General features: G+C 71.9%; 13 protein-coding genes. 8 read left to right on the forward strand and 5 right to left on the reverse strand.

Going from position 1 to position 13,474, the window contains the following annotated elements; translation table 11 throughout:
- Positions 1 to 3: 3 nt before the first annotated feature.
- Together ACLF6P_RS14955 and glnA are read right to left on the reverse strand one after the other, a co-directional pair.
- Positions 4 to 447: a hypothetical protein gene (locus ACLF6P_RS14955; protein ID WP_415950745.1), complete on the reverse strand. Its 444-nt coding sequence runs from the start codon at positions 445 to 447 to the stop codon at positions 4 to 6.
- 307 nt (positions 448 to 754) lie between these two features.
- The gene (glnA, locus tag ACLF6P_RS14960) at positions 755 to 2,164 is read right to left on the reverse strand and encodes a type I glutamate--ammonia ligase (RefSeq protein ID WP_415950746.1); all 1,410 of its coding nucleotides are present in this window, start codon (positions 2,162 to 2,164) and stop codon (positions 755 to 757) included.
- A gap of 281 nt (positions 2,165 to 2,445) precedes the next feature.
- On the opposite strand from glnA, the gene ACLF6P_RS14965 reads away from it, so the two are divergent.
- Positions 2,446 to 2,913 carry an RDD family protein gene (locus tag ACLF6P_RS14965; protein ID WP_415950747.1) on the forward strand — a complete coding sequence of 156 codons (468 nt, stop codon included), beginning with the start codon at positions 2,446 to 2,448 and terminating at the stop codon, positions 2,911 to 2,913.
- A 98-nt stretch (positions 2,914 to 3,011) separates the two neighbouring features.
- Here ACLF6P_RS14965 and ACLF6P_RS14970 read toward each other — a convergent pair whose 3' ends face one another.
- Complete coding sequence (locus ACLF6P_RS14970; RefSeq protein ID WP_415950748.1) at positions 3,012 to 3,503, reverse strand: GNAT family N-acetyltransferase; 492 nt, start codon at positions 3,501 to 3,503, stop codon at positions 3,012 to 3,014.
- Between the two features lie 86 nt (positions 3,504 to 3,589).
- Here ACLF6P_RS14970 and ACLF6P_RS14975 point away from each other — a divergent pair, with 86 nt between their 5' ends.
- Positions 3,590 to 4,552, forward strand: coding sequence for a TIGR01777 family oxidoreductase (locus ACLF6P_RS14975; RefSeq protein WP_415950749.1), 963 nt, complete (start codon positions 3,590 to 3,592; stop codon positions 4,550 to 4,552).
- A gap of 292 nt (positions 4,553 to 4,844) precedes the next feature.
- Entirely contained in the window at positions 4,845 to 6,194 is a 1,350-nt protein-coding gene (locus ACLF6P_RS14980; protein WP_415950750.1) for an NAD(P)/FAD-dependent oxidoreductase, read from the forward strand.
- A 65-nt stretch (positions 6,195 to 6,259) separates the two neighbouring features.
- Here ACLF6P_RS14980 and ACLF6P_RS14985 read toward each other — a convergent pair whose 3' ends face one another.
- Positions 6,260 to 7,699 (reverse strand): regulator, encoded by a 1,440-nt coding sequence (locus ACLF6P_RS14985; RefSeq protein WP_415950751.1) that lies wholly within the window; start codon positions 7,697 to 7,699, stop codon positions 6,260 to 6,262.
- Between the two features lie 535 nt (positions 7,700 to 8,234).
- On the opposite strand from ACLF6P_RS14985, the gene lipB reads away from it, so the two are divergent.
- The 5 genes from lipB to ACLF6P_RS15010 all read left to right on the forward strand — a co-directional run bounded on the left by lipB (position 8,235) and on the right by ACLF6P_RS15010 (position 12,759).
- Positions 8,235 to 9,029 (forward strand): lipoyl(octanoyl) transferase LipB, encoded by a 795-nt coding sequence (lipB, locus tag ACLF6P_RS14990; protein WP_415950752.1) that lies wholly within the window; start codon positions 8,235 to 8,237, stop codon positions 9,027 to 9,029.
- Positions 9,030 to 9,303: 274 nt separating this feature from the next.
- Positions 9,304 to 10,293 carry a lipoyl synthase gene (gene lipA, locus ACLF6P_RS14995; protein WP_415950753.1) on the forward strand — a complete coding sequence of 330 codons (990 nt, stop codon included), beginning with the start codon at positions 9,304 to 9,306 and terminating at the stop codon, positions 10,291 to 10,293.
- Between the two features lie 288 nt (positions 10,294 to 10,581).
- Positions 10,582 to 10,794 (forward strand): SCO2195 family GlnR-regulated protein, encoded by a 213-nt coding sequence (locus ACLF6P_RS15000; protein ID WP_415950754.1) that lies wholly within the window; start codon positions 10,582 to 10,584, stop codon positions 10,792 to 10,794.
- Positions 10,795 to 10,824: 30 nt separating this feature from the next.
- A complete protein-coding gene (locus ACLF6P_RS15005) occupies positions 10,825 to 11,523 on the forward strand; it encodes a DUF4191 domain-containing protein (protein WP_415950755.1) in 699 nt (232 codons plus the stop codon).
- Positions 11,524 to 11,652: 129 nt separating this feature from the next.
- A complete protein-coding gene (locus ACLF6P_RS15010; RefSeq protein WP_415950756.1) occupies positions 11,653 to 12,759 on the forward strand; it encodes a PP2C family protein-serine/threonine phosphatase in 1,107 nt (368 codons plus the stop codon).
- Positions 12,760 to 12,859: 100 nt separating this feature from the next.
- Here ACLF6P_RS15010 and ACLF6P_RS15015 read toward each other — a convergent pair whose 3' ends face one another.
- Complete coding sequence (locus tag ACLF6P_RS15015; protein ID WP_415950951.1) at positions 12,860 to 13,381, reverse strand: DUF4240 domain-containing protein; 522 nt, start codon at positions 13,379 to 13,381, stop codon at positions 12,860 to 12,862.
- Positions 13,382 to 13,474: the final 93 nt, after the last annotated feature.

Below are 13,474 nucleotides of genomic sequence, written 5' to 3' on the forward strand. Positions count from 1 at the left end.
GCCTCACTCCCCCTCGGAGCCCAGCGCCTCCACAACCCCCGCGAACGCCGGATGCCCCACGACCTCGCACGACAGGCGCAGTTTGCGGCGGACGGTCGCGTAGCGCTGGGCGAGTTGGATGCCCGGTTCGCCGTTGTTCTCCCATGCCTGCACGACCACCGCGTCGGAGCGTTCCTGGTCGACGGTGAAGTACCCGTCGTGTGCCAGCGCATAGCGCAGACAGTCCGTACCGGCCTTCCGCAGCTGCTCCCGGGCGATCTCCGCCTCCCGTTCGAACGTGTCCGCCCGGCAGCGCACGAGCTTGCGGCCGTCCGCGTACTCGATCAGCACGAATGTCGTCAGACTCTGCCCCTTGGTCTCCCGCAGGGATTCGACGGCGTGATGGATGGCGGCGAGAGCGAGGGCGAGCAGCTCCTCGGGGGCGTCGTCGAGTGCAGACGTAGACATGCCCCCAGCAAACCACGCGGCGAGCGAGCGCCTTCCCGGCCCCCGCCGCGGGGCGGCTGCAGGACGGCCACTGGGTTCATACGGCAGTGACCGTGCTCGATCAACTACGGGAGTACGGAGCGGTCGGCGTGAGCGAAGGGCGCGATCCCGCCGGCCTGATGCCGCATGGGTCGCGTAGCTGATCGGCAACCGTGCATCGAACGGCCGTGGGCCGTGGCCTCCTCCTCGACGGGGAAGGACACGGCCCACGGCTCACGGCCCGCATGCGGCGCAGAGCGTTGGAATCCGGCGCCGGCCTGTGCGTTTTTTAGATGTCGAAGTACAGCTCGAACTCGTGCGGGTGCGGGCGCAGCTGGATCGGGGCGATTTCGTTCGTGCGCTTGTAGTCGATCCAGGTCTCGATCAGGTCGGAGGTGAACACACCGCCGGCCTGCAGGTACTCGTTGTCCGCCTCGAGGGCGTCGAGGACCGCGGGGAGCGAGGTCGGGACCTGCGGGACGCCCGCGTGCTCCTCGGGGGCCAGCTCGTAGAGGTCCTTGTCGATCGGCTCGGCCGGCTCGATCTTGTTCTTGACGCCGTCGAGGCCCGCGAGCAGCAGCGCCGAGAAGGCGAGGTACGGGTTCGAGGACGGGTCCGGGGCGCGGAACTCGACGCGCTTGGCCTTCGGGTTCGAGCCCGTGATCGGGATACGCATGGCCGCGGAGCGGTTGCGCTGCGAGTAGACCAGGTTGACCGGGGCCTCGAAGCCGGGGACCAGGCGGTGGTACGAGTTCACCGTCGGGTTCGTGAAGGCGAGCAGCGACGGGGCGTGCTTGAGGATGCCGCCGATGTAGTAGCGGGCGGTGTCCGACAGGCCCGCGTAACCGGCCTCGTCGTAGAAGAGCGGGGAGCCGCCCTGCCACAGCGACTGGTGGACGTGCATGCCCGAGCCGTTGTCACCGAAGATCGGCTTCGGCATGAAGGTCGCGGTCTTGCCGTTCTGCCAGGCGACGTTCTTCACGATGTACTTGAAGAGCATCAGGTCGTCGGCCGCGGCGAGCAGCGTGTTGAACTTGTAGTTGATCTCGGCCTGACCGGCGGTGCCCACCTCGTGGTGCTGGCGCTCCACCTGCAGGCCCTGGCGGTCCAGCTCCAGGGAGATCTCGGCGCGCAGGTCGGCGAAGTGGTCGACCGGCGGGGCCGGGAAGTAGCCGCCCTTGTAGCGGACCTTGTAGCCGCGGTTGTTCTCGACCGCGCCGGTGTTCCAGGCGCCCGCCTCGGAGTCGATCTCGTAGATCGACTTGTTGGCGGAGGTCTCGAAGCGCACCGAGTCGAAGACGTAGAACTCGGCCTCGGGGCCGAAGTAGGCGGTGTCGGCGATGCCGGTGGAGGCGAGGTAGGCCTCGGCCTTCTTCGCCACGTTGCGCGGGTCGCGGGAGTACTGCTCGCCCGTGATCGGGTCGTGGATGAAGAAGTTGACGTTCAGCGTCTTGTCCCGGCGGAACGGGTCGACACGGGCCGTCGACAGGTCGGCGCGCAGCGCCATGTCGGACTCGTGGATCGCCTGGAAGCCGCGGATCGACGAACCGTCGAAGGCCAGCTCCTCGTCCGGGTCGAACGCCGCCGCGGGCACCGTGAAGTGCTGCATCACACCCGGCAGGTCGCAGAACCGGACGTCGACGAACTTCACGTCCTCGTCTGCGATGAACTTCTTGGCGTCGTCGGCGTTCTGGAACATCCAGCTCCTCCTACTCCCGGTCCGGGGTGGAGCCGGGGCTGTCTTCCTCGTGGTGCGGCCGGTGCGGTGGCCCACGTTGGACCCGACCATAAGGACGGCGGATTTCTCAAGCATGACCCATTTGTTTCGCCCAAGTTAACCGGCGCAGGGGTGACGGGGGGCTCACACGGGGTGACAGGGGCGTTGGCAGGGCGGTGACAGGGTGGTGACAGGGGTGCCGTCGCGGTCCCGATCGGCACCCGACCGGGTCGCGACGAATCGGGGCGCAGTACCGTTGTCGCGTGGACAACAGGCAAGCAATCGGATCGTGGCTCTCCGGCCCCCGGCAGACCGCCGAGGACATGGGTGTCGACTTCGGCTACCGCGGCCAGCAGCTCGGCCTGCCCGAAAACGGACCCGGGTCGATCGCGCGGCCCGGCCGCAGGATCGCGGCGCTGTTCATCGACTGGGCCCTGTGCATGCTGATCGCATACGGACTGCTCGCGCGCGGTGAGGCCCAGACCGCCGGGAACTGGGCGGTCCTCGTCCTCCTGGTGATGAGCGTCCTGACCGTCGGCACCATCGGCTCCACCCCGGGCAAGCGGATCATGGGTCTGCGGGTCCTCGCCGAGGACGGCGACCGGCTCGGCTTCCTCCGTGTGATCGTCCGCAGTGTGCTGCTGTGCCTGGCGATCCCGCCGCTCGTCTGGGACCGCGACGGCCGCGGGCTGCATGACCGGCTGGCCCGGGCGGTTCAGGTCCGGATCTGAGGAGGGTCCGGTCCGGTTCGCCCGAGGTGGGGCGCGGACGGTTCAGGGGCCGAAGGTCTCAGGCGTGCGCCGAAGGTCTCAGGCGTGCGCCGAAGGTCTCAGGCGTCCAGCGTCCGCCCCATCAGTACGTCGTCCACGTACGTCCCGCCGAGCAGGAACTCCTGCGGCAGCACCCCCTCCACCCGGAACCCCTCCGACTCGTACAGCCTGCGCGCCGGAGTGTTGTGGCCGAGGACCCGCAGGGTCATCCGCCGGGCGCCGCGGTCCAGCGCCCAGTCGCATGCCGCGCGGATGAGCGCGCGGGCCACACCCTTGCCGCGGGCGGAATCGGCGACGGCGATGCCCTGGATCTGGCGGACGTGGGCGTTGCTGGGCAGCGGGGTGGGCGGCACCACCCTGATGTAGCCGGCGACCTCGCCGTCGACCTCCGCGACCAGGTACTCGTCGGTCCCGTGCCGCTCGTCGAAGAACGGCTGGTCCGGCGAGGGCCGCGGCGCCACCGCGTGCAGCGTCGACCAGGTGGCGTGGTCGATACGGGCGAGCGCGGACTCGTCGGTGCGGCGGGCGGAGCGTATGAGAGGCGAGGACATCGGATCACTGTACGACTCGCCCACGGCCGGGCGCCGCGCCTTTTCGAGGCGTGACCCGGAGGGTGCCGGGCGGGCAGGATGGCGGCATGACGCAGCCCTCGCAGCAGTCACAGCCCTCGCGGTCATCACAGCCCTCGCAGCCCTCGCAACTCCGTGTCGCCGTCGCCGGGGCCTCCGGACTCATCGGCTCGGCCCTGACCCGCTCGCTGCGGGCCGACGGCCATGAGGTCGTACGCCTGGTGCGCCGCCCCGCCCGTACCGCGGACGAGGCCGAGTGGGATCCGAAACGGCAGTACGTGCAGGCCTCCGGCCTCGTCGGCTGCGATGTGGTGGTCAATCTGGCCGCGGCCGGTGTCGGCGACCACCGGTGGACCGCCGCGTACAAGAAGGAGCTGCGCGACAGCCGCGTCCTGGGCACGGCCGCGCTGGCCGAGGCCGTCGCCTCCCTCGACGAGCCGCCGCGGGTCTTCGTGAACGGCAGCGCGATCGGCTACTACGGCGATACGGGGGACCGTGCCGTGGACGAGAACGCGCCTGCGGGGGAGGGGTTCCTGCCCTCGCTCTGCGTGGCCTGGGAGGAGGCGGCGGGCGCCGCGGTCGAGGCCGGGGTCCGTACGGTGTTCACCCGCTCGGGGCTTGTCGTGGCGCGGCGCGGTGGGGCGTGGGGGCGGATGTTCCCCCTGTTCAAGGCGGGGCTCGGGGGGCGGCTCGGCAGCGGGCGGCAGTACTGGAGCTTCATCGCGCTGCACGACGAGGTCGCCGCGCTGCGGCACGTCATCGACACGGAGGAGCTGTCGGGGCCGGTGAATCTGACCGCCCCCGAGCCGGTCACCAACCGGGAGGCGACGGCTGCGATGGGGCGGGTGCTGCGGCGGCCGACGGTGTTCGCGGTGCCGCGGGTGGCGTTGCGCGTGGTCCTCGGGGAGATGGCCGGGGACGTGCTGGGCAGTCATCGGGTGCTGCCGGGACGGCTGAGCGAGTCCGGGTTCAGGTTCGCGTTTCCGACGATCGAGGAAGCGGTGCGGGCGGCGGTCGCGGAGAAGGGTTAGCGGTCGATACTCAGCGGGCGGACGGGCGGACGGGCGGACGGGCGGACGGGCGGACGGGCGGACGGGCGGCGGTGGCGGGGGAGGGGTGGCGCCCCGGCATCCGACGGGGGCGGCTCGTTCCGTACGGGCTGATCGCGCGCCCCCATGCGACCACTCCCCGCACCCGCGGGACTACTCCCCGAAGCCGGGCGCGCCTACCCTTCGAAGCCGAACTCGGGTATTCCCCGCCGGAGTTGCGGAAGAACCCTGGTGGGCAGGAGTACTCCGGTCACGACGCTTCCGGGAGGCACACGTGCTGGACCGCGCGCACCACGCCGACGTCATCATCGTGGGGGCCGGAGCCGCCGGCCTCTCGGCCGCCCTGCGGCTGACCGGCGCGGGGGTGCGCACCCTCGTGGTGGAGGCGGCGCCGGACGTGGGCGGGCGGATGGCGACCGAGCAGGTCGACGGCTTCCGGCTCGACCGGATCGGCCGGCTCCTGTCCACGTCGTATCCGGAGCTGCGCCGTACGCCGGGCCTCGGCGCACTCGAACTGCGCCCCTTCTCGTCGGGCGCACTCGTATACAACGAGGGCCGTCTTCAGCGGGGTTGGGAGCCGCCGTCCGCACTGCGGACGGGCGCACGGCCCCGCCGGAGCGCGAGGGGCGCACTGACGGCTGCGCGCGCCCTCGCGAGCGCCCCCCGGGTCCGCTCCCGCGCGGCACGGCCCCCGCTCGGCGGAGCGCTCGACCAAGCGCGGCTGGGCGCTGCCCTGGCCCGTCTCGCCGGCACGTCGACGGAGCGCGTCCTGGCCCGCCCGGAACTCCCGGCCCTGGAGGCCCTGTTGGCCCGCGGCCTGCCCGCACGCACCGTCGAAACGTTCCTGCGCCCCCTGCTCTCCGCCCTCCTCTGCGACCCCGCGCTCACCGCCACATCGAGCCACTGCGGTGATCTCGCCCTGCGCGGCTACGCCCGCGGCCGCCTCTGCGTCCCCGCGGGCGGCGCCCGCAGCCTGCCGCGGCTGCTCGCCGCCGCACTGCCGCCCGGCACGGTCCGTACGGGGGTGAAGGCAGTCGACATAGCGACGACCTCCGTGCGCACCGCGGGCCACGGCGAACTCACCTGCCGCGCCGTCGTCCTCGCCACCGGCGCCCGCCAGGCCGCCGAACTGCTGCCCGGCCTGCGGATGCCGGACTTCCACCCCGTCACCGTCCTGCACCACACCGCCGAGCAGTCCCCGCTCGCCGAACCCGCGCTGGTCCTGGACGCCGAGCGCTCGGGACCGGTCGCGCACACCGCGGTGCTCAGCGAGGTCGACCCCTCGCGCGCCCCCGCGGGCCGCCCCCTGATCACCTCGGTCGTCCTCGGCCCGCCGCCCCCGGAGCGCGAGGTCCGCACCCACCTCGCCCGCCTCTACGGAACGTCCACCGCCGGCTGGGAACTGCTCGCCGTCCACCACGACCCCGAGGCCGTGCCCGCGATGCCCGCCCCGCACGATGTCCGCCGCCCGGTGCGGCTTCTGGCCGGCCTGTACGTCTGCGGCGACCACCGCGACACCGGCACGGTCCAGGGCGCCCTCCACTCCGGCCGCAGGGCGGCCCACGCCCTGCTCCGCGACTTCGGCATCGAGCCCACCGCGGAGACCGCCCCGGCCGCCGCCTGACCCCGCGACCACCGCCGCCCGCCCCGCCGTCCCGTCCCCCTGGCGTCCCGTCCGTCCCAGGCCGGCTACCCGAGCGCCGCCACGCGGTCCCGGTACCCCCGTACGGGAGTGGCATCGCGGTACGGCTCAAGACGGCGCTCGAAGTCCCGTACGTATTCGAGAGCCCGCACCGAACGCATCTCCGAGGCCTGCTGGGCCGCCTCCGCGCCGAGCGCGCAGGCCTGGTCGAGCTCGCCGAGGCCCAGGCGCGCGGTGGCAAGCACGACCCGGCAGAACAGGCGCGAGCGCGCGAAACCGGGCGCGCGCAGCTGCAGCGAGCGCTCCGCGTTCTGGGCGGCGGCACGGAACTGCTGCAGATCCCGGTGGCAGTGCCCCAGATCGTCGGCGAGCTGCGCCTCGTCGAAGGAGCGGGCCCAGTACGGGACGTCGTCGCCGGGCCGTGCCGCGTCGAGCGCGCGCTCGGCCCGTACGAGGGTGGCTGTGCAGGCCCGCACATCGCCGAGCACCCCGTGCCCGCGCGCCTCCACCGCGTGCAGCAGCGCCTGGACGGCCGGCGGCGCGGAGGGGCCGATGCCCTGCTGCGCGACCCGCGCCAGCTGCACCGCCTCCCGGCCGTGCCCGAGATAGACGGCCTGGCGGCTCATGGTCACGAGCACATACGAGCCGTACGCGCGGTCCCCGGCCGCCTGCGAGAGCCGTAGGGCCTGCACGAAGTACCGCTGGGCGAGGCCATGCGCCGCGATGTCGTACGAGGTCCAGCCGGCCAGCCGGGTCAGATCGGCCGCGGCGGCGAACAGGCGGCGGCCCGCGGCCTCGCCGTAGACGCCGCGCAGCATGGGCTCCGCCTCGTGCTCCAGATAACGCACCAGGGCCTGGCGGGCGTGCCCGCCGCCGTAGGCGTGGTCGAGGGCACGGAAGAGCTCGCCGACCGAGCGCAGCGCCGCGATGTCGCCGCCGCTGACCTTCAGGCCGGGGCTGCGCTCGGACTGGCGGCGCTGCTGCGGCACGTTCTGGCGGCCCTGCTCGGGGACACGCGGCGTCTCCGTGTCGAGCCGGCCGACGCGTTCGTCGGCCCGGCCGATCAGCCAGTCACGGCTGGGCACGACGAGTCCCGCCGGGGTGAAGGCGATCTTCCGTAACTCGGCGTGGCTGCCGGAGTCCTTGCGCCACAGACCGCTGACGATGTCGACGGCCTCCTGCGGGGTGGCGGCGAACTCCAGGCCCGCGTAGACGGGCGCGCAGGCGTCGAGCCCCAGGTCCTGGGCGGTGAGGCGGCGGCCGAGGCGGCGCGTGAACACCTCGGCGATCAGCGCGGGCGTCGTGCCGCGCGGCTGCTGGCCGCGCAGCCAGCGGGTCACGGAGGTTTTGTCGTAGCGCAGATCGAGGCCGTGCTCCAAGCCGAGCTGGTCGACCCTGCGGGCCAGCCCGGCATTGGAGAACCCGGCCTCGGCGATGAGCGCGGCGAGCTGGCGGTTGGGCGTGCGCTGCTGAGGTCGTTCCGTCATCAGCTCTGCGGTCTCCTGCCGTTCGGGTCCGGCGGCAAGGGGCTGGGTGGGCTGGTGGGCTAGGTCGGTGGGCCAGCCGCTGGACGGCGCGAATGTAACGGGGTGAGTGGGGTGTGTTGGGCTGATCCGGGCGCATTCATCCGATCGTGTGAGCACGGGTCCCTCCCGGGGCGGGGCGCCCTCGCCTTCCGGCAGGCCGCGGGTGCACGCGGCCCGTGGGGCAACTGCCAGCCCGTCCAGGGGGCACCTCCCACGCCCTTGAGGCAGTGGGGGGGGAGTTTGAGGACGAGCGCGTTCAGCGCGATCGGGGGCAAGGGGCGAAGCCCCGGAAGGGGGTCCAGGGGCGAAGCCCCGGGTGGCCCGCTCATCCGTGGGTTCCCGCGCAATCGGGCCCGCCCACCCTGGGCCCCCACCCCGTTGGGTGCCCGAACCGACGCACACCGGAGGCGTCGTACAGTTGCACGGTAGGCGAAGCGTGCATCGTGCAGGCAAGGCGTGCCCTCAGAGGGGCAGGCAAGATCGTGGAGGCACCGACGTGAGCGAGTTCCAGTTCGTCCGGATGGGATTCGGCGAGGACAGGGTCGACTACCAGGTCGCCTGGGACGAACAGCGCCGCGTGCACGCCGCCCGCTTCGCGGACGAGATCCCCGACACCTGTCTGCTCCTGGAGCACCTGCCCGTCTACACCGCGGGCCGCCGCACCGCCCCCGAGGAGCGCCCCCTCGACGGCACGCCGGTGATCGACGTCGACCGCGGCGGCAAGATCACCTGGCACGGTCCGGGCCAGCTGGTCGGCTACCCGATCCAGAAGCTGCCCCGCCCGGTCGACGTGATCGCACACCTGCGGCGTCTGGAGGACGCCATGATCGCGGTCTGCGCCGAGTTCGGCATCGCCACCTCGCGCGTCGAGGGCCGCGCGGGCGTCTGGGTGCTCGGCGACCCCGTCGAGGACCGCCCGAGGTTCGGCGGCCTCACGCTGGACTTCGACCCGCGCTCCACGGACCCCGAGTTCGATCCGCGCCTGAACGGCCCTGAGTACGCGCCGTCCAACGCGGGTCAGCGCGCCGAGGACCGCAAGATCTGCGCGATGGGCATCCGCGTCGCCAAGGGCGTCACCATGCACGGCTTCGCCCTCAACGTGAACCCGGACACCTCCGAGTTCGACAAGATCATCCCGTGCGGCATCCGGGACGCGGGCGTGACTTCGCTCTCGTACGAACTCGGCCGCGAGGTCACGATCGAGGAGGTGCTGCCGTTCGCCGAGAAGCATCTGCAGGCCGTTCTCGGGGAGGCGGAGCTCAGGCCGCGCGAGGTCGAGCCCGCCGTGTGAGGCCTTACAGGCCGCGCAGCCGCTCGGGCGGCATCCCGGGCGCGGGATGCGATCCTCCGTACGGGGGAATGCGGGATGGCAGCCTGAGGTTGCCCTCGACGTACGGCCGCACAGAGCCTGTTTCCGTACCCCCGTCGTTCGCGCGAAGCGCGGGCGCAGCGGCGGTCGGAGTGCGTGCCGGGCGTCGGGGCGCAGGCGGGGGTGCGGAAACAGGCTCGGAAGCACGGGCGTACCCTGGTGTACGCCGAAGAATCGAAGCTGTAGGGAGCCCGACGTGTCCGCAGTTGCACCCGACGGACGCAAGATGCTGCGCCTGGAGGTCCGGAACTCCCAGACCCCCATCGAGCGCAAGCCCGAGTGGATCAAGACCCGGGCGAAAATGGGCCCCGAGTACACGAAGATGCAGAACCTCGTGAAGGGCGAGGGTCTGCACACCGTGTGCCAGGAGGCGGGCTGTCCCAACATCTACGAGTGCTGGGAGGACCGCGAGGCAACCTTCCTCATCGGCGGTGACCAGTGCACGCGGCGCTGTGACTTCTGCCAGATCGACACCGGCAAGCCCGAGGCCCTCGACCGCGACGAGCCCCGCCGCGTCGGAGAGTCCGTGGTCACCATGGACCTGAATTACGCCACCATCACCGGCGTCGCCCGCGACGACCTGGAGGACGGCGGCGCCTGGCTGTACGCCGAGACGGTCCGCCAGATCCACCAGCAGACCGCCGAGCGCGCCGACGGCCGCACCAAGGTCGAACTGCTCGCCCCCGACTTCAACGCGGTCCCGGAGCTCCTGAAGGAGGTCTTCGAGTCCCGCCCCGAGGTCTTCGCGCACAACGTCGAGACCGTGCCGCGGATCTTCAAGCGGATCCGTCCCGGTTTCCGCTACGAGCGTTCCCTCGGTGTCATCACCGCGGCCCGCGAGTTCGGCCTGGTCACCAAGTCGAACCTGATCCTCGGCATGGGCGAGACCCGCGAGGAGGTCAGCGAGGCGCTGCAGCAGCTGCACGACGCCGGCTGCGATCTCATCACGATCACCCAGTACCTGCGTCCCTCGGTGCGCCACCACCCCGTCGAGCGCTGGGTGAAGCCGCACGAGTTCGTGGAGCTCAAGGAGGAGGCCGAGCAGATCGGCTTCGCCGGTGTCATGTCGGGTCCGCTGGTGCGTTCCTCGTACCGCGCCGGGCGTCTGCACCAGATGGCCATCGAACGGCGTCATTCAGCTGCTCCGCAGCGGGGCGGCTCCATCGTCACCGCGCAGGCGGTCTGACGGACCAGGGCGCACGCGCGGGCCCCGGAGGGTTGTGAGTTCGCGCACAAGAAGTTACTCATACGTAGGACCGTGTGGACGCGGCCCGTACGATCCCCGCAGGCAGGGGCGCCGTACGGGCCGCGCCCGGTTCCCGGCCCGGCCCGACAAGGCTTCATACGTGTTTGACCGACCGGTCACGCGCTGGTAACACCAGTCAGTGAGCCTGAACTCACAGCACGTCATCGCGTCAGGTGATTCACAGCTTGTGATCACGGCACGTGACCGACCCGAGGGGGAGCCACCACCATGCAGGCCGCGCCCGTCCGCGCCACCGCCATCCCGTCCCTGACCGGCGCCCTGCGCGCCATGGAGGCCCTGCTGCTCGGCAGCGGCCAGCGCACCGCACGCCGCAACGCCTGGACGTCCGTGCTCGAGGACCGGCGCCGCGCCAAGGACCGCGTGGAGGCGCAGCGGGTCATGGAAGCCGCGGGTCCCCGCCGCACGGCCCGCCCGTCGTAGTCTCCCCGGCGGGCACGTAAACTTCCCGGTATGGCGAGGAAGGACGACGCAGCGAGCGCTGCGAACGCAGGGCGACTCAAGCAGATCGCCCTCACTTACAAAATGACCCGACGGGCCGATCCGAAGATCGGTCTGATCATTGCCGCGGTGGGAATCGTCACCCTTGGTGTCTTCCTCGCGATCGGCTTCCTGATCGGACACCCGGTCTATCTCGGCATCCTGGGCTTCGTGCTCGCCTTCCTTGCGATGGCGATCATCTTCGGGCGCCGGGCCGAGAAGGCCGCGTTCGGACAGATGGAGGGCCAGCCCGGCGCCGCGGCGGCGGTGCTCGACAACGTGGGACGCGGCTGGACCACCACCCCCGCGGTCGCGATGAACCGCAGCCAGGACGTGGTCCACCGGGCCGTCGGCAAGGCCGGCATCGTGCTGATCGCCGAGGGCAACCCGAACCGGGTCAAATCCCTGCTCGCCGCCGAGAAGAAGAAGATGGCGCGCATCGTCGCCGACGTGCCGGTGCACGACTTCATCGTGGGCAACGGCGAAGGCCAGGTCCCCCTCAAGAAGCTGCGCACCTCGATGCTGAAGCTTCCCCGGGTCCTGAGCGGACCGCAGGTCACCACCACCAACGACCGGCTGCGCGCCATGGGCGACATGATGAGCCGGCTCCCCATCCCCAAGGGGCCCGTCCCCGGCAACGGCAAGGGCTTCAAGATGCCGCCGCGCGGCTGACCTCCCCTCGCCCACAGCCGCTCCGGAGCCGAGAACCGGAGTCAGGGAAAGGCCCGTACCGGCGCATCCAGGCACCGAGCAGACCGCCAGGATTCGCCGGTACGGGCCTTTTGCCGCAGGGTTACTGGTGTGATCCGCCGCGCCCACGACCCCGAGCTGCCCGGGGCGAGGCCGCCCAGGCCGTCGCCGTGGTTCAGGGCGCTGCCCGTCCTGCTCATCGTGCTCCTGGTGATCCTCCAGGAGGTCACGCCGCCCGGCATCGAGCTCGGCTTCCTGCTCGCCGCCACCCCACCGCTCGCCGCTCTCGCCTACGGACCCCTCACGACTTCGCTCTTCGGCGGACTTGTCGTGGTGCTGCTCATGCTGCCCGGCCTGAGCTGGGAGCACCCCGGCAACGGGGACGCCCTCACCGTCGCCTTCGTCGCGGCGCTCAGCGTGGCCATGTCCTCCGTACGCACCCGCCGCGACGCCCAGCTGATGACCGTGCGCTCGGTCGCCGAGGCCGCCCAGCTCGCCGTGCTGCCGCCGCTCGCGCCCCAGGTGGGGCACGTGCGGTGCACGGCGCTCTACCGGGCCGCACAGCGCGGCACCCTGCTCGGCGGCGATCTGTACGACGTACGGGAAGGGCCCCACGGCGTACGGGCGCTGGTCGCCGATGTGCAGGGGCACGGGCTTGCGGCGGTCGGGACGGTCGCGTCGCTGCTCGGGGCGTTCCGCGAGGCGGTGCTCGACGAGCCCCGGCTCGAAGGGGTCGCGGCCCGGCTCGACCGGCGGCTCGTCGTGGACTCCGAGGATTCCGCGGACGAGTACCGCCGTGAACTGTTCGCGACCGCGACGCTCCTGGAGTTCCCGCCCGGTGGGTCGTCGGCACGGATCCTGTCCTGCGGGCATCCGCCCCCGCTGCTGCTCCGCGGCGGCTCGGTCCGGGAGGTCCCCGTACGGCCCGGGGCGCCGCTCGGGCTCGCCCTGGCCGCCTACACGCCCCCGCCCGTGCTCAGCCTCACCCTGCTGCCGGGCGACCGGCTGCTCGCCCACACGGACGGGGTGACCGAGGCACGCAACACGGCCGGGGCGTTCTACCCGCTCGCGGCCCGGCTCGCCGAGCTGGCGGAGACGGGCGACGAGGACCAGGAGGTGCTGGCGGAAGCTGTCTGGCGTGACGTGTGCGATTTCGCGGACGCGATTCGCGACGACGTGGCGCTGCTGCTGCTGTCGCGGGCCCGCCCGAAGGACTGAGCCGGGGCCCGGTCCGCCAAGGGCCGAGCCAAGGCCCGCCCGGAGGACAGAGCCGCGGCCTGTTCCGGGGCATGATCCGCAGGACGGGCCCCCGCGGGCCCTATTCCTCCGCGAACCGCTCCCAAAGCCGCGGGAAGTAGCGGGCGAGCGCCGCGTCGTCCTCGAAGTCGATCGGCGTGCCCTCCGGCTCGGCCCGGGCGGGCGAGATCCCGAGGTCCGGTGCCACGGTGCCGGTGAGCTGTTCGTAGGCCTCGTCCGCCGCGTAGCCGAGTTCCTCGCCGTCGCCGTCGATCTCCTCGTCGAACTCGCCGAGGAGATCCGCGAGCGAGTCCGGATCGTGCAGCGCGCCCTCGAAGACCTCACGTCCCTGGCCGATCAGCCAGCAGCGGAAGTAGTCGAAGGCATCGTCACTGGCACCGTCCAGGAGCACGGTGGCTGCGCCCCACAGATCCCAGCGGTACGCGCGGTTGTAGCGGGCCTCGAAGTGGCGGGCGAAGTCGAGTACGAGATCCGGGTCGAGGCGGAGCAGCCGTTCGACGAGCAGGTCGGCCTGTTCCTCGGGGTCGCCCTCGGCGTCCTCGCGGGTGGAGTCGATCAGCTCCCAGAACTCCGTCTCGTCCATCACGGGTCAAGCATCGGCCCTGCGGACAGCGGGCGCACGCGGAGTGCGTGAACTGGTCCGGAGGTGTCCGGATCGCAAGCGGAACTGCCCCGC

Origin of the sequence: Streptomyces lothianensis (genome assembly GCF_047779955.1) — a bacterium.
Classification (GTDB): domain Bacteria; phylum Actinomycetota; class Actinomycetes; order Streptomycetales; family Streptomycetaceae; genus Streptomyces.

What these genes read in the sequence shown, in the direction of transcription:
- ACLF6P_RS14955 (WP_415950745.1), bottom strand. Translation starts at nt 447, where the DNA reads ATGTCTACGTCTGCACTCGACGACGCCCCCGAGGAGCTGCTCGCCCTC.
- glnA (WP_415950746.1), bottom strand. Translation starts at nt 2,164, where the DNA reads ATGTTCCAGAACGCCGACGACGCCAAGAAGTTCATCGCAGACGAGGAC.
- ACLF6P_RS14970 (WP_415950748.1), bottom strand. Translation starts at nt 3,503, where the DNA reads ATGTCCTCGCCTCTCATACGCTCCGCCCGCCGCACCGACGAGTCCGCG.
- ACLF6P_RS14975 (WP_415950749.1), top strand. Translation starts at nt 3,590, where the DNA reads ATGACGCAGCCCTCGCAGCAGTCACAGCCCTCGCGGTCATCACAGCCC.
- ACLF6P_RS14985 (WP_415950751.1), bottom strand. Translation starts at nt 7,699, where the DNA reads ATGACGGAACGACCTCAGCAGCGCACGCCCAACCGCCAGCTCGCCGCG.
- ACLF6P_RS15000 (WP_415950754.1), top strand. Translation starts at nt 10,582, where the DNA reads ATGCAGGCCGCGCCCGTCCGCGCCACCGCCATCCCGTCCCTGACCGGC.
- ACLF6P_RS15005 (WP_415950755.1), top strand. Translation starts at nt 10,825, where the DNA reads ATGGCGAGGAAGGACGACGCAGCGAGCGCTGCGAACGCAGGGCGACTC.
- ACLF6P_RS15015 (WP_415950951.1), bottom strand. Translation starts at nt 13,381, where the DNA reads ATGGACGAGACGGAGTTCTGGGAGCTGATCGACTCCACCCGCGAGGAC.